The organism is Kitasatospora sp. NPDC057500, assembly GCF_042802195.1.
Classification (GTDB): Bacteria; Actinomycetota; Actinomycetes; order Streptomycetales; family Streptomycetaceae; genus Kitasatospora.
Window position 1 is genome coordinate 1 of sequence record NZ_JBHVER010000155.1, and the last position, 19,749, is coordinate 19,749.

The following is a 19,749-nucleotide window of genomic DNA, read 5'->3' on the forward strand; positions in this document are numbered from 1 at the left end:
GGTCCGGGCCTTCGGGCCCGGACCTCACGCATGCGGGGGAGCGGCTCAGTCGCGCGGTTCCACGCTCATCGGCAGACCGCCCTTGACCCGCAGGGTCAGCATCGGCTCGGCCCGCACCCGGTGGCCGCGCGGCACGGACAGCCGCAGCCGGCGCAGCAGCACGGCGAGCACGACGGTGGCCTCCAGCATCCCCAGGCCGCTGCCCACGCAGACCCGGGGGCCGGCGCCGAACGGCACGTAGGCGTAGCGGTGGCGGCCCGCCGCGCGGCCCTTGGTGAAGCGGTCGGGGTCGAAGCGCCCGGGGTGCTCCCAGAAGGCCGGGTGCCGGTGCAGGGTGTAGGGGCACAGGACGACGTCGGCGCCGGCGGGCACCCGGTAGCCGCCGATCTCGTCCTCGGCGAGCGCCTTGCGCGGCAGCAGCCAGACCGCCGGGTAGAGGCGCATCACCTCCTGGAGGACGGCCGAGGTGTAGCTGAGCCGGTGGACGTCCTCGAAGGCGGGCAGTCGGTCGCCGAGGACCTCGTCGATCTCGGCGCGGACCCGGTCGCCGACCTCGGGGTGCCGGTCGAGGAGGTACAGCGCCCAGCCGAGGGTGCTGGCCGTGGTGTCGTGCCCGGCCAGCAGCAGGGTGATCAGCTCGTCGCGCATCCGGTCCCGCCGGGCCCGGGGGTCGCGCTCCCCGGCGGTGGCGTCGATCAGCCGGGACAGGACGTCGTCGCGCGTCCCGTCGGATGCCGGGTGGCTGCGCCGCTCGCGGTCCAGCGCGGCGACGATCCGGTCCAGCTCGGCGCGCGCCTTGCGGAACCTGAGCTGGAGCGGCAGCGGCACCCAGGAGGGCACCGAGCCGAGGCTCATCATCTCGAAGATGGCCTGGTCCTGGACGACCTCGAAGGCCTCGCCGATGGACTCGTAGGCGCCGAGGTCGGTGTCCAGGAGGGAGCGGCCGAGCACACCGAGGGTGAGCGTGGTCATCTCCTGGCGGATGTCCACCGGGCCGCGGCCCGCGGCGCGGCGCAGCCGCTCGGCGAGCAGCCCCGCCTCCTCGGCGATCGCCCCGGTCTGCCGGGAGATCCGGCGGGCCTGGAACACCGGCTGGATCACCTTGCGCTGGGCGCGCCACAGCTCGCCCTCGCTGGTCAGCAGCCCGTCGCCGAGGGCGCGGCGGGCGTGCACCAGGCCGATGCCCTTGTGGTAGTTGGTGCTGTTGTCGGTGAGCACCCGGCGGACGTGGTCGGGGTGGTTGAAGAAGTAGAGGGTCTTGGGGCCGAGCGGCAGCCGTACCGCGTCGCCGTAGGCGGCCGCCGCCCGGGTCATCACCGTCAGCCGGTCGGCGGCCATCCGGGCCAGCAGCAGCGGGGTGGCGGCGCGGGAGGGGCCGGGGGGCCGGCGGGGCGGGCCGCCGCGGCGCGGCCGGGCGGCGGCCGGGGCGGCTCCGGCGGCGGGTCCGACGGCCGGTTCGGCGGTCACGCGCGGGCCTCGGGGGCGCCGTTGGTGATCCGTTCGGAGATGGCCCGCCGCCAGGTCTCGTAGGCCGTCAGCTCGCCGTCGACGACCGGCCGCGGCCGGGCCTGGTCGCACACCGCGGCGGCCTCCTGCGGGCTGAGGCCGCAGAGCAGCCGGACCGCCGTCTCGGAGTGCTCGGTGAGCAGTCCGGCCTCCACCCGGGCGGTGGAGGCGAAGGCCACGCCCTGGACGAACTGCGGCCGGTGCGGGCCGACCCGCTCGACCAGCAGTTTCAGTTCGTCCTCGGTGGCGCCGCCCGCGTAGCAGGTGGCCAGGCCGACGCCGGCCCACAGGTCGGCGTGCCGGTCGGCCTGGTAGCCGTCGACCAGGTCGGCGACCACGGCCGGGTCGGTGCCGCCGATGAACCACAGCGCCCGGCCGATGCCCTGGTCGATGGCGTGCCCGGCGTAGCGCCGGGTCTCGTCGCCGGGCCAGGGGAAGGCGGTCTCCCGGTGGTGCCCGTGCACGTACTGCGCGGTGCGGAAGTACGCCTGGTGGAAGCCGTAGCCGTCCAGGGCGAGCCAGCGCAGCAGCGGGTCGGCGGGCGCGATGGCGGCCCAGCGGAAGCGGGGGAGCCGGGCCATCGCCCAGCCGACCCCGACGTGGACCATGTAGTCGTGCGGCGCGCCGTGGCCCGCCAGGAACTCCGCGATCCGGCCGTTGCCGGGGATCGGCAGGCCGTCCAGCATGGCCAGGCCCATCCCCGCGCCCTCGTAGGCGAAGCCCCGGTAGCGCACCGGTATCCGCTCCAGCCGGCGGTGCGCCTCGTCCTGGTCCGGGGCCTCGACGGCGATCGCGTAGCCGTCGAGGAAGGACGCCCCGACGGTCTCCAGGTTCTGCCGCGCCTCGGGGCTCTTCACGTGGAATCCCCGGGTCGACAGCTTCGTCTCGTTGTGGCTCGGCGTCAACAGACGGCGCCTGACCGCCCGCCAGCTCCCGCTCATCAGTGCCTCCCGCCCGCCGCGTGCCCGGATGGCCGCGGCTCTCCGGATCCAATGCTTGGGGGCCCGGGCCCACGGCACTACTCCGAAGGTGCCGATGCCGGGCAACCCGGAAGAAGCAGGTCGGGCCCGGGAAGCTGACAATCTGTCACGTTACGTATGAGTAACAGTAGTTCCCGGTGTGCCCGAGTGGCGGCCGCGGTGAGTTGAGGAGATCGCGAGTGACTGAGACCACCTCCGCGGGCTGGCTGGTGAAGGCGCCGCCGCGCGCCACGTCGCTGTTCGTCAGCGGCCTCTTCCCGCGGCGCCGGGCCCTGGTGGTGGTGCTGGGCCTGCTCGGCGGGGTGCTGCTCGCCTACGTCTGGCCGGTGCGGCCGACGGACGACGCGAGCGCCCTCTCCGCCGCCGCCCGGCTGCTCGGGCGCGAGCCCGGGAGCGCGCCGCCGCAGGGCGTCGCCGCCGGTGCGCTGTTCGCCCTGGTCTCGGGCCTGGCCGGGTCGTTCACCGCCGGCGGGCTGGCGGCGTTCGGGGTGGTGGGGCCGCTGATCGGGCGGATGAGCCTGACCCGCCGCCCGCGCTCGGCGCACGCGCTCCATCCGCTGGGCTGGCTGGCGGTCGGCATGCTGCCGGTCGCCGCCGGCTACGGGGCGCTGGCCGGGCTGTTCGGCACCCGGCTGCCGCAGTTCGCGGCGGCGGACGACTCCGGGGGCGTCTCGCCGGGGCCGGTCCAGGCGATGGCCGTGTACGGGGCGGCCGGGCTGGTGATGCTGGCGATCGGGCTGGCCGCCGCCGGGGCGCTGCCGGACCCGCTGGAGCGGGTGGCCCGGCGGTTCCCGAACGCCCCGCTGGTGCTGGTCGGCGCGGTGCTCGGGGCCCTTCCGGCGGGCCGCCCGCACCCGCTGTTCCGGCAGGCGGCCCTGGAGCGCCGGCCGCTGTACGGGGCGGCGGCGTTCGCGTTCCAGTCGGCCGGCGGCCTGCTGGTGACGGCGCTGCTGTTCGTGCTGCTGTCCGGTGTCCTCGGCGCGCCCGTGCAGCGCTGGCTGGCCTCGGGGCCGGCCCGCGGAGCGGCGCTGACCGCCTCCGCCTTCCTGGTGGCGGGCGCGTTCACGGCGGTCTTCTGGGACCTCCGGCTGCTCGGCGACCTCGGCGTCCTGCGGTGGCCGGCGGCGCCCTGGAACGGGTAGCGCGGGCCGGTGCGGCGACGGCGGCGGGTCGGGCCCTGCGGGGGGCTCAGACCCGCCGCTCCGCTGCCCGGAGCACGGATTCCCGGGCGCGCTCCGGGTCGTCGCCGGCGCCGAGGATCATGCCGCAGACCTGTGCCTCGAAGCAGACGTCCGAGGTGAGCGGCTCGACCAGGTAGCCGCCGAGGTCCAGCGTGACCAGGCCGTGCAGCGCGATCCAGAGCTGGTGGGCGATCAGCTCGGGGTCGGAGGGCAGGAAGCGTTCGGCGGCCACGCAGCGCTTGACCGCCCCGACGAGCGCGGCCAGGGTGTAGCGGCCGTGCTGGCGGTCGTCGTCGGTGAGCGAGAAGCCGCTGAGGCCGGAGCCGCCGAACATGACGTTGTAGAGGTGCCGGTGCTCGCGGGCGTTGGCCCGGTACGCCCAGCCGAGCGCGACCACGTCGCAGACCGGGTCGTCGCTCTCCTCGACCGCCTCCAGCCGCCCGTTGAGCAGCATGAAGCCCTCGCGGACCATCGCCCGCACCAGGTCGTCCATGCCGCCGAAGTGCGTGTAGACCGCCATGGTCGAGGTGCCTACGGTGGCCGCCAGTTTGCGGGTGGACAGCGCGGCCGGGCCCTCCTCGCTGAGCAGCCGCGCGGCGGCTTCGATCAGCTGGGCTCTGAGATTCGGGTCAACTCGCCGTGGACTCACCCTTGACAGTATGTCAGTCACCTGTGAATCTCATCAATGACAGCGTTATATAACGGTGCTATCGATGGAGGGGGCGGCCATGCCGCGCGCCACGGGCCACACGTCAACGAGTCACCCGGCCAGCACGGTTCACCTGCTCGGACGCGGCTACCGTCCGGTGCCCGCCGAGACCTCGCACACCGACCTGACCGTCCACGGAGTCCTGCCGCCGCAGTTGGACGGCACCTTCCTGCGGATCGGCCCCAACGCCCGCGGCGACCACGACCCCGCCGTGCAGCACACCTTCTCCGGTGCCGGCATGGTGCACGGACTGCGCCTCGGCGGCGGCCGCGCCCACTGGTACCGCAACCGCTGGCTGCGCGGCGAGACCGTCAGCCGCGAACTCGGCGAACTGCCCGCCCCCGGCCCGCGCCGCGGCCTGGACGACAACGTCAACGCCAACCTGGTCCACCACGCCGGCCGCACCCTGGCCGTCACCGACGGCGGCGCCCTGCCGATGGTCCTCGACTCCGGACTGGGCACCGTCGCCCGCACCGATTTCGACGCCACCCTGCCCGGCGGGTTCTGCGCCCACCCGCTCACCGACCCGGTGACCGGGGAACTCCACGCCGTCGCCGTCGACCCGGCCGGGGACGAGGCCGTCCTGCTCACCGTCGACGTCGAGGGGCGGGTCCGCGACGCGCTGCCCGTCCCGGTCAAGGGCCGCCCCTGGATGCACGCCTTCGCGCTCACCGAACGCCACGCGGTGCTGTTCGACCTGCCGGTCGCCCACGACCCGGCCGAGGCCCGGGCCGGCTCGCCCGCCCCCTACAGCTGGCAGCCCGACCGCGAGGCCCGGATCGGCATCGTCCGCCGCGACCGGCCGGGGGCCGCCGCCCTCTGGCTCGACGTCCCGCCCTGCTTCGTCTTCCACCCCGTCAACGCCTTCGAGGACGCCGACGGCCGGATCATCGTGGACGTGATCCGCCACGAACGGGCCTTCGACCGCGACCGGCTGCACCCCAGCGAGTCCGCGCCCGCCCTGTGGCGGTGGATCCTCGACCCCCGCGAGGGCGCCGTGCTCGAACGCCGGCTCGACGACCGGGTCCAGGAGTTCCCGCGCATCGACGAGCGGCGCACCGGCCTGCCGTACCGCTACGCCTTCACCGTCGAACTCGTCCCCGGCCAGGGCGCCGCGCTCTGCGGCCCCGCGCTGCTGCGCCACGACCTCGCCACCGGCCGCACCGACCGGCACGCCTTCACCGGCGGACGGCAGAGCGGCGAGCCCGTCTTCGTCCCGCGCGACGCGCTCGCCCCCGAGGGCGACGGCTGGCTGCTGACCCTGGTGTACGACCCCGCCGCCGACCGCAGCGAACTGGTCGTCCTGGACACCGCGGACTTCACCGGCCCGCCGGTCGCGGTGGTGCCGCTGCCGGTGCGGGTGCCGCACGGGTTCCACGCGCAGTGGGTTCCCGCCGGGTGGTGAGCGGCCCCCGGCCGCCGGCCGGGCCCACTCCGGGAATACCGGAAGTCCGCCGCCCGGAAATCCCCGCGGCGGAATTCCGGGGCGCCCGTCCGGCAACCGGCGAGAAGACCGGCCGACGGCCCCGGCGGTACGGTGCGGCTATTCATCCGCACCGATCGGGGAAAACATCATGTCCGGTTCGGAGTCCTTCGACGACATCGTGGTCGGCGCCGGCACCGCGGGCGCGGTGGTCGCCGCCCGGCTCAGCGAGGACGGCACCCGGCGGGTCGCGCTGATCGAGGCGGGCCCGCACTACCCCACCCGCGAGCAGACGCCCGGCGACCTGCTGAACGGCAACGCGATGTCGCTGGCCGAGCACGGCTGGGGCCTGTCCGCCCGGCTCACCGCCGACCGGCGCACCGCCTTCCCGCAGGGCAAGGTGACCGGCGGCTCCTCCGCCGTCGGCAACACCGTGATGATCCGCGCCACCCCCGCCGACCTCGACGAGTGGGCCGCCCTCGGAAACCCGGCGTGGAGCTGGGACGAGGCACTGCCCCGGCTGCGGGCGATCGAGGACGACCTCGACTTCGGCGCCGAACCGCACCACGGCACCGGCGGCCCGGTCCCGATCAGGCGCTGGCGCCCGGAGGAACTCACCGCCGTGCAGCGGCTCTTCCTCGACGGCTGCCTGGAGGCCGGCCACCCGCACGCCGCCGACCACAACCACCCGCTGTCCACCGGCGTGGGCCCCATCCCCTCCAACCGGCGCGACGCCCGCGAGCGGGTCTCCACCGCCATGGCGTACCTCTGGCCCGCCGCCGGCCGCCCGAACCTCACCATCCTCCCGGACACCCTGGCCGACCGCGTCCTGATCGACGGCGACGGCGCCGCACGCGGCGTCCGGGTCCTGACGGGCGGCGCCGCCCGCGACCTGACGGCACGGCGGATCGTGCTCGCGGCGGGCGCGATCGGCTCACCCGCCGTCCTGCTGCGCTCCGGCGTCGGCCCGGCCGGGCACCTGGCCGACCTGGGCATCCCCGTCCGGGCGGACCTGCCGGGCGTCGGGGAGGGCCTGCTCGACCAGCCGCGGATCGGCGTCTTCCTGACGCCCCGGCCCGGTGCGGCCGACCGGAGCGCCTCCACCGGCCAGATCGTGCTGCGCACCACCGCGCCCGCGCCCGCCGGGGGAGCGGGGCGCTTCAACGACATGTACTACGCGATGGTCAACCACTTCGACCTGGCGCACCACTTCCCCCGGCTGCGCCGGGCGGCGGGCGCCGACGGGGTGTTCGGCGTGATGGCCGTGGTCCGCCGCCCGTACTCCCGGGGCCGGATCACCCTCGCCTCCGCCGATCCGCGCACCGCGCCGCTGATCGACCTCGGCTACCTCACCGACCCGCGGGACCACGGCCTGTTCGCCGAGGCGGTGCGCACCTGCTGGCGGCTGGCGAACTCGGCCGGGATCGGGGCGCACGCCGAGAAGGTGGTCGCGCTGGACGAGCGGACCGTCCACGACGACGAGTTCCTGCGGGAGTACGTCGGGACGACCGTCGACACCGCGTTCAACCCGGCCGGCACCCTGCGGATGGGCCCCGACGGCGACCCGGGCGCGGTGGTGGACCAGTTCGGCGCCGTCCGGGGCGTGGCCGGCCTGTACGCGGCCGACGCCTCCGTGATGCCGTCCATGGTGTGCGCGAACCCCGCGCTGACCACCGTGCTGATCGGTGAGCGGATCGCCGAGGCACTGCGCGGGGACCAGGGCTGAATTGCCGGTCGGGCATTCTCGGAGTAGGCGCCGCACGGGCCGTTCCGAAACAATTGTGCCGAGCATCCTCCGGTCGCCGGAAGTCACCGGAAATCACCGGGGCCGGGAATCACCGGGAACCATCGGGAATCACCGCAGAATACCGGGAATCACTCCCGCGCTTTCCGGGCGCGGAATTTCGGAAAGGAAATTCGATGACTGTGGAAAGCGCGGATTCCGGGATCATCGCGGGGGTCGACCCCGAGGTGCCGCACGTCTCCCGGGTCTTCGACCTGATGCTCGGCGGCACCGCGAACTTCGCCGCCGACCGGGCCGCCGCCGAGGCCGCGTTCGCCTCCTGGCCGGGCGGCGACGTCCGGGTGGACATCCGCGCGGCGCGCGGCGCACTGGTGCGGATCGTGCGCCACCTCGCGGCCGGGGAGGGCATCCGGCAGTTCCTCGACATCGGCACCGGGCTGCCCACCGCGAACAACACCCACGAGGTCGCGCGGAGCATCGTCCCGGACGCCAGGACCGTGTACGTGGACAAGGACCCGGTCGTGGTCGCGCACTCCCGCCACCTGCTGTCCGGCCTGCCCGGGGACGAGGTCCGCTACCTCCAGGCCGACGTCAAGGACATCGACCGGATCCTCGACGGCGCGCGGGCCGTACTGGACTTCGAGCAGCCGGTCGGCGTGATCCTCTTCGGCATCCTGCACTTCCTCCCCGACGACCAGGGCCCCGCCGAGCTGATGAAGCGCATCGTGGACGCCGTCCCGTCGGGCAGCCACGTCGCCTTCTCCCAGTTCGCCCGGGTCGGCGAGGACACCGCGATGGACGAGGCGTTCGAGCTGCTCAACCGGCAGTGGGGGGAGTCGGTGGTGCGCCGGACCAGGCAGGAGGCCGCCGACCTCTACTTCGCCGGCCTGGAGCCGGTCGAGCCCGGGGTGGTCGAGCTGCCCGACTGGCGGCCGGAGCCCGGCGGGGCGGGCCCGCGGCCGATGCCCATGTGGTGCGGGCTGGCCCGCAAGGCCTGACCGCGCGCCGCGCGCCGCGCGCGACGCCGAAGCCGTACCGGGCCGCCCAGGCGGCCCGGTACGGCTCTTCGCGTGAGGCCTACCGGCGCATCACCAGCGGCTGCTCGCCGAGCAGATAGGCGCCGACCGTCTCGAAGTGCGAGTACGAGAGCGCGATGTGCTTGGTCACCGCGTTGATGTCGCGGAAGGCCCGCTCCAGCCGGCTGGAGGCGTACATCGAGGTCGTCCCGGCCAGCGTGTACGCGGTCTCCACCGCCGCCGTCGCGGCCTCGCCGACGGTCGCCGAGGCGAGCCGCACCAGCGAGCTGAGGTCGTCGCCGGCCGTGCCGGACGCCTCGACCTGCCGGGCCGCCTCGAACAGCAGCAGCCGCGCCGAGTAGAGCGCCGCCTCGGCGCGTGCGAACCGGTCCTGGACCACGTGGTTGGCGGCCAGGGTCCGGGTGCCGCTGGCCGGGGTCTTGGCGTGCGCGGTGGTCCAGAAGGCGTCCAGCGCGTCCTGTGCCACCCCGAGCGCGACCGGCGCGGTGGAGAACGGCCCGAAGTCGAAGTAGCCGACGGGGTAGGCCCGGGAGGCCCGCTCCGGCGGCGCCTGCGCCATCCGGCCCTTGCGGACGGCGTAGCCCTCGGCGACGAACCGTTCCTCCACTCGGAAGTGGTTGCTGCCCGTGCCGCGCAGGCCGACGGTGTACCAGGTGTCCTCGATCCGGACCTCGGAGGCCGGTACGAACAGCATCACGACGTCCGGGCCGGCCGGCGTGCGCACCGGCTGCCAGTCCTCGCAGACCAGCGCCGTGCAGACCAGCCAGTCGGCGTGCGCCGAGCCGGACCCCATCGCCCACTCGCCGCGCAGCAGGTAGCCGCCGTCCACCGGCTCGGCCAGGCCGGACGGCTTCACCCCGCCGACCGCGAAGCCGGCGCAGTCCCGGAACAGCTCCCGGGAGGTCTCCTCCGGCAGGTAGTCGGACAGCCGGCCGATGGCCCCCTGGACGCCGATCTGCCAGGACACCGAGGCGTCGAGCCGGGCCAGCGCCTCCAGCGCGTACATCCCGGCCGTCAGCGACACCTGCGCGCCGCCGAACTCCCGGGAGACCCACATCCGGGTGAACCCGGCGTCGTGCAGGGCCGCGTAGACCTCCCGCGGCATCCTCCGGTCGCGTTCCGCCGCGTCCCGGTGCGCCGCGACCACCGGCGCGATCCGGTCGACCCGGCCGAGCCACTCGCCCTGCTCGGGTGTCGGCGCGGCCTCCGGCAGCCTGCACCGCTTCAGACGGTCGTTCATGGGGTGGCTCCTTCGGTCGACTCCGACCCGCGCGACACCGGTGACCTGGGAGGATCTCCGGGAGAGGTGCTGGTACCAGTGTCGGGCGGGCCGCCGGGGCCGACTCCTCCGAGCGTGCCCTGTCGCCGGACCGTACGCGGTTTGCCGCTTGCCGCTTGCCGCTTAGCGCTGACCGCGGTCGGTCGCGGGGGAGCCCCCGGCGTCGAGCTCGGCCGGCAGGCCGAAGGCGGCGTACACCGCGGGGTCCTGGAACACCGAGGTGCGGCTGATGCCCGCGGCGGTGACCGTGAACACCTGGAGGGTGTGCAGCAGGTAGCCCTCGCCGGCCCGCCGGTAGGCGGCGAAGCCGGGCTGGCCGTTGGCGGCGATCCGCTCCAGGCGCCAGTCCGTCCCCGACTTCTCGAACACCCAGTGCATGAACAGGCCGTAGTTGTCGCGGCCGGTGAACCAGTTGAGCATCGGCGGCATCTCCATGAGCACGTCCTCGGTGAGCAGCCGCTTGAGGCCCTCCACGTCGGCGTTCTCGAAGGCCTTCATGTAGCGGTCCACCCAGGCCCGCTGCTCGGCCGCGAGCGGCTCGCCGAGGCACTCGTACTCCGTCCCGGTCTCCTTGAGCCGGGCCCGCGCCCGTTGCAGCGAGCTGTTCACCGACACCACCGTGGTGCCGAGGATCCCGGCGGCCTCGGACGCCGTGAAGGCGAGCACGTCCCGCAGGATCAGCGCGCCGCGCTGACGTGCCGACAGGTGCTGGAGGGCGGCGGCGAATGCCAGCCGCAGGCTGCTGCGGTCGATCACCGTGCCGGCCGGGTCGCCGGCGGCGAGCAGCGCGTCGGGGAACGGCTGCAGCCACGGCACGTCGTCGCCGCGCACCAGCGGCCCGAGCGGCTCCGACTCGGTCACCAGCCCGGACGGCAGCGGCCGTCGGCCGGAGCTCTCCAGTGCGGTCAGACAGGCGTTGGTGGCGATCCGGTAGAGCCAGGTGCGCAGCGAGCTCCGGGCCTCGTCGTACCGCTCGCGCGCCCGCCAGGCCCGCAGATAGGTGTCCTGGACCAGGTCCTCGGCGTCGTGGACGGTGCCGAGCATCCGGTAGCAGTAGGCGAGCAACTCCGGCCGGTACGGCGCGATGCGGCGGTCGAAGTCGTCCTCTGTGGTCACCGCGTGCCCCTTCCGGCCCTCACCGCGGCCGTGGTGGCCGTGCGGCCGGACGACCGTACCGCGCGCGGCGGCCGGCCGGTGGGCGGAACCCGTTCGACACCCACCGGCCGGGTGGTCCGGTCAGTCCCCGAAGGCCTCGCAGACCCCGAGCAGGCTCTCCTCGAAGCCGCCCTCCGGCATGCCCTTCCCGGCGGTGAAGAGCAGCGCCTCGTCGTAGACGCCGTCGAAGCCGGCCGCGAACCGCTCCCTGGCCTCCGCTGGCGTGCCGTGGACGGTCAGGGTGTCGAGCATCCGGTCCGGGACGGCGGCCACGACGCCCCGCAGGTCGCGCCGGGCGAACGCCTCGCGGATCGCGGCCACCTCGGACCCGAAGCCGTGGAAGGCGATCAGCGGGGCCGCCGAGTCCCGGGAGGCGAACACCGCGAGCTGGGTCGCGGCGAGCGCCCGCGCCCGGGCGGGGTCCTCGGCGACCGCGCAGATGGTCATCCCGGTGACCGGGACGGGCCGCTCCCGTCCGGCCTCCTTGGCCGCCGCGGCGAGGGTGGGCCGGACCACCTCCTCGGCGAAGGCCGCGCTGCACAGCGGCAGGCCGATCAGCCCGTCGGCGACGGCGCCCGCGGCCCGGATCATCGGCGCCCGTCCGCCGGCCAGCAGGATCGGCGGCCGGCTCGCCCCGGCCGGGTCCGTCGGCCGCGGCCAGGGCGGGAGCATCGGGTCGACGGGCAGGCGGCAGCGGTAGAACGCGCCGTCGTGCTCGACCGGCGTCGTGCCGACCTCCCAGATCCGGCGGATCAGCGGCACCAGCTCGGCCAGCCGGGCGGCGGGCCGGTCCTCGTCGAGGCCGTGCCAGTCGGAGATCACCTGCGGGTTCCCGGAGCCCAGGCCCAGCTGGACGCGGCCCGGGGCGAGTTCCGCCAGTGAACGGAACTCGGTGGCGGTGGCCAGCGGGGTGCGGCCCAGCGCCCAGGCGATCGCCGAGCCGATCCGGATCCGCGAGGTCGCCGCGGCGACCGCGGCGAGCGTCACCACCGCCGAGCGGTCGTAGAACTCGCTGGAGTGGAAGGACGGCAGCCCGCGCCGCTCGGCCTCGACCGCCACCCGCACCGCCAGCGGCACCGTCCCGGCCTGCACCGCCAGGCCCGGCCTGGTCCTCAAACCGCCGTCCACATCGATCTCCCTCCCCGGTCCCGGACACGTGCTCCGACGCTATGGCCCGCGTCCGGCGCCCGGCTTCTCCCAGGTTGTGCGGGCCCCGGGGCCGTCCCGGAACTCGTCCCCGCCGGCGCGATGAGTTCCGGGGACGCCGGCGGTATGTAGCGGTGAGTCCGTCGGAACAGCCAGGCGGACCGGCTCTGAGGGAGATTCCGAATGTCTGTCACCCGTACCGAGGACGAGGCCGCGATCAACGCCGTGCTGGGCGCCGCCTACCGGGCATGGGAGGCCAATGACGCCGACGCGTTCGTCGCCGACTACACCGAGGACGCGACCGCCATCCTGCCCGGCTCGCTGCGCGCCGGGCGCGAGGTGATCCGCGAGACCATGGTGAAGGGCTTCGAGGGGCCGCTCAAGGGCAGCTCGACCTACAACAAGCAGCTCAGCGTCCGCTTCCTCGGGGACAGTGCCGCGATCGTGGTCAGCGAGTCCGGCATCCTGTTCGCCGGCGAGAGCGAGGTCCCCGACGCCCGCAAGATCAACGCCACCTGGGTCCTGGAGAAGAAGGGCGGCGCGTGGTTCATCGCCGCGTACCACAACTGCGCGATGCTGGCGCCCGCGCACTGACGCCCGGGGCGGGGCGGGGCACGCGGCGGGGCAGGCGGCGGGGTGCGCGCGCTTCCCGCGGCGCGCGCCCCGCCCGTGCGGTCACTCCAGGCCGTCGAGCAGCAGCGCCTCGAACCGCCCGGCCACCTCCTCGATCACCTCGGCACGGTGGAACGCGGTGTCGTGCACCAGGTCGAGGGTGAGCCGGCCGGCCACGGTCGAACCGAACAGGACCGGCACCGGCCCGCGGGCGGTGCCGGCCCACCGGCTGTCCGTGACCCGCAGCTCCTCCGGCACCGGGTACTCCTCGCCGACGCCGATGTTCGACACCATGAAGGACATCGGCGGCAGCGGGATCGCCGCGCCGGCCGCGCGCTGGGCGACCAGTCGGTGCTGGATCTCCTCCCGCTCCAGACCCCGCCCGAGCTGCGCGCCGATGCGCCGGCCCACCTCGGCGGGGCGGTCGTCGAGGTCGACGCCGGTGGAGCACACCAGCCGCGCCACGCAGCAGAACGGCGCGTCGGCCGGGATCGGCGGATCGACCCGGGGCCGCAGGTCCACGGCGAAGGCGGGCGCCACCGGCAGCGGCCCGGGCTGCGGGAACCGGGCGCGAACCGCGCAGGCCAGGGCCCCGGCCAGCAGGCCGGTGAGGGTGACCCCGTCCCGGCGGGCGGCGGCGAGCAGCGCGGCCGTCGTCCCCGGTTCGAACGTGAAGGCGCGCACCGCCAGCTCGCCCGGCGCGTCCGCCGCCCCGCCCAGCATCAGCGGCGGCTCGCCCTCCTGCGGCGGTTGCACCGATCCCGCCTCGTACGCCGCGAGCAGCGCCTCCTCCAGCGAGCCCTCGAACGCGGAGCGGCCGGTCGGCGCGCTCTCCTCCTTGCGGAGCAGGCCGGTGTAGTGGGCGAGCAGACGGCGCAGCAGCAGGGCGTTCAGCCTGCCGTCACTGGCGGTGTGGTCGCCGGCGAGGCTCAGCACCGCCGACCGCGGCCCCTGGGCGAGGGTGATCCGGTAGATCGGGCGGTCGTCCTCCAGTTCGGCGTTGAGCATCTGCGCGAGGCCGTTGCCGCCGGGGGCGACCAGCTCCAGCCCCGGCCCGTCGCCGGCCAGTTCGACGACGACGCCGTCCGGGGTGGGGCGCAGGGAGCAGCGCACCAGCGGGTGGTCGCGCTGGAGCAGGCGCAGCGCCCGCTCCAGGACCTCCGGGTCGACCCTGCCCTCCAGGGTGACGCTCGCGACGACCGGTCCGACGCGCCACAGGTGGAACAGGGACTCGAAGAAGGTGAGGGAACGTCGCTCGGTGGTCATCGGCGGCACCTTTCGTGCGTCCGGGGGGAGGGGGGACGGACCGGCCCGGGGCCGGGTCAGCCGAACGGCGTGGGGGTGAGGATCCGCCGGTCGAGCCGGGCGACCAGCGGCCCGTCGACCTCGCTGAGCCGCTTGGCCTCGACCCACCGCGGATCGGTGAGCAGGGCCGCCCAGTTGCGTTCCAGGGCGTCGTAGGAGTCGTGCCGCAGCACGTAGACGACCTGGCCCATGGTCTGCGCGCCGAACTCGGTCAGCGAGATGAAGACCACCTCCATCCCGTGCTTGGCGAGCAGTTCCAGGGCGTGCTCGTTGAAGCGGCGGATCAGGGCCGGCAGCTGCCCGGGGACAGCGGTGTACTCGCGCAGTTCGTAGATCATGAAGAGGGAACTCCCGTTCGGGAAAGGCGACATGGCCACATCCGCCGACGTCCGGCGCGGGCCGGGCTCGCGTCGGGGAGCCTAGCCGCGGCGCGCCCGGGCGGACTTCTCCCTGGGTGCCCGGCGGGATCGCGCGCCCGTGCGCGGGTCCGCGCGCGAACGGCGATGAGTTCCACCCCCGCCGCCGGTATGTAGACCGAGCCCCGGCCGGCGGCGCCCGCGCCGCGCCTCCGGGGGTGGAACGACCGAACGGAGAGAGCCATGACCACGGCAGGGCCGGCGACGCAGCCGACCGCGGCACCCGCGGAGGAGTCCGACCGGCGGTGGATGATGCTGGTACTGCTGCTGCTCGGGCAGTTCATGGGCCTGGTGGACGTGTTCGTCGTCAATGTGGCGATGCCTTCGATCGGCACCCGGCTGCACGCCTCCGGCGCCGCCCTGCAACTGGTCGTCGGCGGCTACACGATCGCCTACGCGATGCTGCTGATCACCGGCGCCCGGCTGGGCGACCTGTACGGCCGGCGCCGGATGTACCTGCTGGGCGTCGTCGTGTTCACCCTCGCCTCGGCGGGCTGCGCGTTCGCGCCGAACGCCGTCACGCTGGTGGTGTTCCGCTTCGCCCAGGGCGCCGGCGCGGCGGTCATGGTGCCGCAGATCATGAGCGTCATCCAGATGCGGTTCCAGGGGCGGGCGCGCGCCAAGGCGCTGTCCGCGTACGGGGCGGTGCTGTCGACCGGGGCGACGGCCGGCCTGGTGCTGGGCGGCGTGATCGTCAACGCCGACCTGTTCGGCGCCGGCTGGCGCCCGGTGTTCCTGGTCAACCTGCCGATCGGCGCGGTCCTGATCGCGCTGGTGCCGCGACTGCTTCCGCGGGACGCCCCGAGCGGCCGCCGGCGGCTGGACCCGTACGGCCTGGCGCTGGCCGTCCCGGCGGTGTTCCTGCTGGTCCTCCCGGCAGTTCTCGGCCGTGAACTGGGCTGGCCCGCCTGGACGTTCGTCTGCATGGCGGCCGGCGTCGCGCTCTCCGCGCTGTTCGTCCGGGTCGAGCGGGCGGTCGCGGACCGCGGCGGCGACCCGCTGCTCAACCTCGCCGTGCTGCGGGCGCCCGGCATGTCGATCGGCATGATCACCGTGGTGGCCGTCCAGCTCACCTACGGCGGCTTCCTGTTCGTCTTCACGCTCCACCTCCAGCAGGGCCTCGGCGAGAGCGCGCTGCGGGCCGGGCTCACCTACCTCCCGATGTCGTTCGCCTTCGGCCTGGCCGGCTTCTACTGGCGCAGGCTTCCCGAGGGGATCCACCATCTGCTCGCCCCGGTCGGCCTGGCGGTCTCCGCGGTCTCCTACGGCCTGGTCGCGATCGCGATGCAGGACGGCGGCCAGGGCGGGGCGCTGATGTGGGCCGGCACGATCCTCAACGGCGTCGGCATGGGCCTGTCGGTGAGCCCGCTGCTCACCCAGTCGCTGGTCCACGTGCCGATGGACAAGGCGGTGGACGCCAGCGGGCTGCTGACCACGATCGTCCAGCTCGGCCAGGTGGCGGGCATCGCGGTGTACGGCGCGCTGTACCTGACGCTGGTCGGGCGGACCGGGTCCGGCACCCACGCCCACGTCCTGGGCGGCGCGATGTCGACCAGCGCGGTCTGGATCCTGGTGGTGGCGGCGCTCGGCGTGGTCCCGGGCCTGCTCCTGTCCGGGATCGTCCTGCGGGCCCGCCGTCCGGCCCCGGTGCCGCTGGCGGTCGTCCCCGCCGCGGGCGGTTCGGACTGACGGCCCGGGACGCCCGGGACCGCCCCGGCACCGCGTCGGGGGACGCGGGTGCCGGGGACGGCCGGGGTCGGGGTTACAGCTCGTTGTCGATGAAGGCGAACAGCTCCTCGGCCGAGACGGAGTCGAGGTCGGCCTCCTCGGTGGTCGGGTCGGGCGCCGAGATCGTCGACAGCAGGGCGTGCAGGCGGGCCGGGATGCGGGTGGCGGTGATGTCGGCCGCCGGGACCGAGCCGACGAGGGCGGAGAGCCGGTCCAGTTCGGACAGGATGCGTCCGATGGTCGCCTGGGTGACCTCCTCGGGCGACTTCTCGGCGGTGGGGGCGAGTTGGTCGAGGAGGTACTGGGTGAGGGCGTTGGGGGTGGGGTGGTCGAAGACGGTGGTGGCGGGCAGTCGGACGGCGGTGGCGGTGTGCAGGCGGTTGCGGAGTTCGACGGCGGTGAGGGAGTCGAGTCCTTGGTCGAGGAAGCCGCGGGTGGCGTCGATGCCGGCGGGGTTGTCGATGCCGAGGATCACGGCGACCTGGCGGCGGACCAGGGTGAGGACGTGCTGGTGGCGCTCGGTCGGGGTGAGTCCGGCGAGCTGCTCGCCCAGGGCGGGGCCGGACTGGTGGGTGGTGGCGGTCGGCCGGATGGTGGCCAGCCGTGACCAGAGCGGGAGCCGGGGAGCGTGGGCCAGGTCGAGGGGGGAGAGCAGGTGGAGTGCGCGGTCCGCCCGGTCGGCGGCGTCGAACAGCCCGAGGCCCTGCTCGGAGCTCATCGGCAGGATGGCGCTGCGGGACATCCGGGCGTGGTCCTGGTCGGTGAGGTGGCCGGTCATCGAGCTGGCCTGGGCCCACAGGCCCCAGGCGAGGCTGGTGGCGGCCAGGCCGTTGGCGTGGCGGTGGGCGGCGAGGGCGTCCAGGAAGGTGTTCGCCGCGGCGTAGTTGGCCTGGCCGGGGCTGCCGATGATGCCCGCGGCCGAGGAGTAGAGCACGAAGGCGCCCAGGTCGTGCCCGGCGGTGAGCCGGTGCAGGTGCACCGCGCTGTCCACCTTCGCGGTGAGCACCGTCCGCAGCTGCTCGGGGGTGAGTGAGGACACCGTGGCGTCGTCGAGGGCGCCGGTGGTGTGGATGACGGCGGTGAGGGGGTGTTCGGTGGGGATGGTGTCGATCAGTTCGGTGAGGGCGGTGGGGTTGGTGGCGTCGCAGGCGGTGATGGTGACGGTGCGGGCGCCGAGGGTGAGGAGGTCGTCGCGGAGTTGGTCGGCGCCGGGGGCGTTGGGGCCCTGGCGGCTGATGAGGTGGAGGTGGGTGGTGTGGTGGTGGGTGACGAGGTGGCGGGCGAGGAGGCTGCCGAGGGTGCCTGTGCCGCCGGTGACGAGGACGGTGCCGTCGGGGTCGACGGGGGTGGGGACGGTGATGACGTTCTTGCCGGTGTGGCGGCCCTGGCTCATGTGGCGCAGGGCGTGGCGCAGGTCGGCGAGGTGCCAGGTGGTGCGGGGCAGGGGGGTGAGGGTGTGGTCGGTGAAGAGGGTGAGGAGGTCGGCGAGCATGTCGCGGGTGCGGTCGGGGCCGGCTTCCTTGAGGTCGAAGGCCTGGTAGGTGGTGCCGGGGTGGGCTGCGGCGGTGTCCTCGGGTTGGCGGATGTCGGTCTTGCCCATTTCGAGGTAGCGGCCGCCGGGGGCGAGCAGGGCGAGGGAGGTGTCGACGGGTTGGCCGGCGAGGGAGGCGAGGACGACGTCGAGGCCGTGGCCACCGGTGGTGGTGCGGAAGTGGTCGGCGAAGTCGAGGGTGCGGGAGTTGGCGATGTGGTCGTCGTCCAGGCCCATGGCGCGCAGGGTGTCCCACTTGGCGGGGCTGGCGGTGGCGTAGACCTCGGCGCCGAGGTGGCGGGCGAGTTGGACGGCGGCCATGCCGACGCCGCCGGTGGCGGCGTGGATCAGGACGCGTTCGCCGGGCTGGAGGTCGGCGAGGTCGTGGAGGGCGTAGTAGGCGGTGAGGAAGACCGCGGGGATCGAGGCGGCCTGCTCGAACGACCAGCCCTCCGGGACCGGCGCCACCATCCGCTCATCCGCCACCGTCAACGGCGCGAACGCGGAGGGGAAGGTACCGAGAACCCGGTCGCCGACGGCGAAGCGGGTCACGCCGGGGCCGGTCTCGACGACGACGCCCGCGCCTTCGGCACCGAGTCCGTCGGTGACCGTGACCATGCCCAGCGCCACGGCCACGTCGTAGAAGTTCATTCCGGCGGCGCGGACTTGGAGGCGGACCTCGCCGGGTTCCAGGGGGCGGGTGGCGCGGGGGTTGGCGGCGCGGCCGACCTCGTCGAAGGTGCCGCCGCCGAGGGCGTCGATCCGCCAGTCGCTGCCGGCGCCGAACCCGGACACGGCCGGGATCTGCCCGGCGCCGGAGCCGCGTCCCACCCGCAGGGCGAGCAGGGTGGCGCTGCGCTGGGCGAGTTGGGGTTCGCCGGTCCCGAGGGCGCGGGTGATCAGGGCGGCCCAGTCCTCGGTGTCGGTGTCGGGGTCGGCGTCGAGGAGGAGGAAGCGGTCGGGGTGCTCGCTCTGGGCGCTGCGGACCAGGCCCCAGGCGGTGGAGGCGGCGAGGTCGGTGACGTCGGCGCGCGGGCCCTGTCCGGCGGCGACGGCGCCCCGGGTCAGGACGATCAACGGGGTCGACTCCAGGCGGGGTTCGGCGATCCACGCCTGCACCGCCGCCAGCAGACCGGCGGCGATCCGGTGGGCCGACTCGGCGGGCTCCTGCTCCGTGGCCGGGGTGACGGCGGTGACGACCGCGCAGGCCGGGGCCGGGGTGCCCCGGTCCAGGGCGGCCGCGAGTTCGGCGACATCGCCGTGGGCGGCGGCGCCGGCCAGCGCGGTGCCGAGGCCGAGCGGGTCGGGGCCGAGCACGGCGACACCGGTGACGGCGTCCTCCTCGGCCGCCGGGGCGGCGACGGGGATCCAGTCGAGGCCGTACAGCCCGTCGGGCGCGGCGGCGGCCGTGACGAGTCGGCTCGCGTCGACCGGGCGGATGTGCAACTCGTCGATGTGCAGGACGAGTTGGCCGGACGGGTCGGCGGCGGTCACCTGGAGGGCGGCCTCGCCGATGGTGCGCAGCCGGACCCTCAGGCTGCGGGCGCCCGAAGCGTGCAGGCTGATCCCGTTCCAGGAGAACGGCAGCCAGACGCCCTCCTGGGGGAATCCCTCGTGCAGGCTCAGACCGTGCAGGGCGGCGTCCAGCAGTGCCGGGTGCAGACCGAAGCCGTCCGCGTCGTCGGCCTTCCCCTCCGGCAGGGACACCTCGGCGAAGAGCTCGCTCGGGTCGGCGCCGCGCCAGAGCCGGGTCACGCCCTGGAAGGCGGGGCCGTAGGCGTAGCCGCGACCGGCGAGCGTCTCGTACAGGTCGTCGGTCGGGACGGCGGTGGCGTCGGCGGGCGGCCAGGCGCCGGTGGCGGCGAAGGCGGCGTCCCCGGCGGTCAGGGAGCCGTCGTGCGGGGCGAGGGTGGCTTGGGCGTGGCGGGTCCAGGTGGTGTGGGTGGTGGTGTGGGGGCGGGAGTAGATGGTGGTGTTGCGGCAGCCGTCGGGGTCGG

At 74.7% G+C, this 19,749-nt stretch carries 15 protein-coding genes; 6 read left to right on the forward strand and 9 right to left on the reverse strand.

Translation table 11 applies throughout. From position 1 onward, the window contains the following. Nucleotides 1-45 precede the first annotated feature (45 nt). Both ACFU74_RS27065 and ACFU74_RS27070 read right to left on the reverse strand, forming a co-directional pair. Complete coding sequence (locus tag ACFU74_RS27065; protein WP_380761286.1) at nucleotides 46-1,338, reverse strand: cytochrome P450; 1,293 nt, start codon at nucleotides 1,336-1,338, stop codon at nucleotides 46-48. A 125-nt stretch (nucleotides 1,339-1,463) separates the two neighbouring features. Beyond that, on the reverse strand, nucleotides 1,464-2,447 hold the full coding sequence (locus tag ACFU74_RS27070) for a DUF1702 family protein (protein ID WP_380761259.1): 984 nt from the start codon (nucleotides 2,445-2,447) through the stop codon (nucleotides 1,464-1,466). 218 nt (nucleotides 2,448-2,665) lie between these two features. Between ACFU74_RS27070 and ACFU74_RS27075 the strand changes: the two genes are divergently transcribed. Further along, a complete protein-coding gene (locus ACFU74_RS27075; protein WP_380761261.1) occupies nucleotides 2,666-3,628 on the forward strand; it encodes a hypothetical protein in 963 nt (320 codons plus the stop codon). Between the two features lie 46 nt (nucleotides 3,629-3,674). Here ACFU74_RS27075 and ACFU74_RS27080 read toward each other — a convergent pair whose 3' ends face one another. Continuing rightward, a complete protein-coding gene (locus tag ACFU74_RS27080) occupies nucleotides 3,675-4,316 on the reverse strand; it encodes a TetR/AcrR family transcriptional regulator (protein ID WP_380761263.1) in 642 nt (213 codons plus the stop codon). A gap of 79 nt (nucleotides 4,317-4,395) precedes the next feature. On the opposite strand from ACFU74_RS27080, the gene ACFU74_RS27085 reads away from it, so the two are divergent. The 3 genes from ACFU74_RS27085 (at nucleotide 4,396) to ACFU74_RS27095 (ending at nucleotide 8,541) form a co-directional block, all read left to right on the forward strand. Then, complete coding sequence (locus ACFU74_RS27085) at nucleotides 4,396-5,781, forward strand: carotenoid oxygenase family protein (RefSeq protein ID WP_380761265.1); 1,386 nt, start codon at nucleotides 4,396-4,398, stop codon at nucleotides 5,779-5,781. Nucleotides 5,782-5,950: 169 nt separating this feature from the next. Further along, on the forward strand, nucleotides 5,951-7,525 hold the full coding sequence (locus ACFU74_RS27090; RefSeq protein ID WP_380761267.1) for a GMC family oxidoreductase: 1,575 nt from the start codon (nucleotides 5,951-5,953) through the stop codon (nucleotides 7,523-7,525). A 194-nt stretch (nucleotides 7,526-7,719) separates the two neighbouring features. After that, nucleotides 7,720-8,541, forward strand: coding sequence for an SAM-dependent methyltransferase (locus tag ACFU74_RS27095; protein ID WP_380761269.1), 822 nt, complete (start codon nucleotides 7,720-7,722; stop codon nucleotides 8,539-8,541). A gap of 79 nt (nucleotides 8,542-8,620) precedes the next feature. On the opposite strand, the gene ACFU74_RS27100 is transcribed toward ACFU74_RS27095, so the two are convergent. The 3 genes from ACFU74_RS27100 to ACFU74_RS27110 all read right to left on the reverse strand — a co-directional run bounded on the left by ACFU74_RS27100 (nucleotide 8,621) and on the right by ACFU74_RS27110 (nucleotide 12,130). Further along, nucleotides 8,621-9,820: an acyl-CoA dehydrogenase family protein gene (locus ACFU74_RS27100; RefSeq protein WP_380761271.1), complete on the reverse strand. Its 1,200-nt coding sequence runs from the start codon at nucleotides 9,818-9,820 to the stop codon at nucleotides 8,621-8,623. Nucleotides 9,821-9,982: 162 nt separating this feature from the next. Beyond that, the gene (locus tag ACFU74_RS27105; protein ID WP_380761273.1) at nucleotides 9,983-10,975 is read right to left on the reverse strand and encodes a sigma-70 family RNA polymerase sigma factor; all 993 of its coding nucleotides are present in this window, start codon (nucleotides 10,973-10,975) and stop codon (nucleotides 9,983-9,985) included. Between the two features lie 120 nt (nucleotides 10,976-11,095). Then, entirely contained in the window at nucleotides 11,096-12,130 is a 1,035-nt protein-coding gene (locus ACFU74_RS27110; protein ID WP_380761275.1) for an LLM class flavin-dependent oxidoreductase, read from the reverse strand. 213 nt (nucleotides 12,131-12,343) lie between these two features. Here ACFU74_RS27110 and ACFU74_RS27115 point away from each other — a divergent pair, with 213 nt between their 5' ends. Next, nucleotides 12,344-12,754 (forward strand): SgcJ/EcaC family oxidoreductase, encoded by a 411-nt coding sequence (locus tag ACFU74_RS27115; protein ID WP_380761277.1) that lies wholly within the window; start codon nucleotides 12,344-12,346, stop codon nucleotides 12,752-12,754. Nucleotides 12,755-12,835: 81 nt separating this feature from the next. Here ACFU74_RS27115 and ACFU74_RS27120 read toward each other — a convergent pair whose 3' ends face one another. Together ACFU74_RS27120 and ACFU74_RS27125 are read right to left on the reverse strand one after the other, a co-directional pair. Beyond that, complete coding sequence (locus ACFU74_RS27120) at nucleotides 12,836-14,038, reverse strand: hypothetical protein (RefSeq protein ID WP_380761279.1); 1,203 nt, start codon at nucleotides 14,036-14,038, stop codon at nucleotides 12,836-12,838. A 56-nt stretch (nucleotides 14,039-14,094) separates the two neighbouring features. Beyond that, nucleotides 14,095-14,415, reverse strand: coding sequence for an NIPSNAP family protein (locus ACFU74_RS27125; RefSeq protein ID WP_380761280.1), 321 nt, complete (start codon nucleotides 14,413-14,415; stop codon nucleotides 14,095-14,097). Nucleotides 14,416-14,676: 261 nt separating this feature from the next. Between ACFU74_RS27125 and ACFU74_RS27130 the strand changes: the two genes are divergently transcribed. After that, nucleotides 14,677-16,182: an MFS transporter gene (locus ACFU74_RS27130; RefSeq protein WP_380761282.1), complete on the forward strand. Its 1,506-nt coding sequence runs from the start codon at nucleotides 14,677-14,679 to the stop codon at nucleotides 16,180-16,182. Between the two features lie 73 nt (nucleotides 16,183-16,255). Here ACFU74_RS27130 and ACFU74_RS27135 read toward each other — a convergent pair. After that, the coding region (locus ACFU74_RS27135; protein WP_380761284.1) for an SDR family NAD(P)-dependent oxidoreductase at nucleotides 16,256-19,749 on the reverse strand (3,494 nt) is incomplete at its 5' end.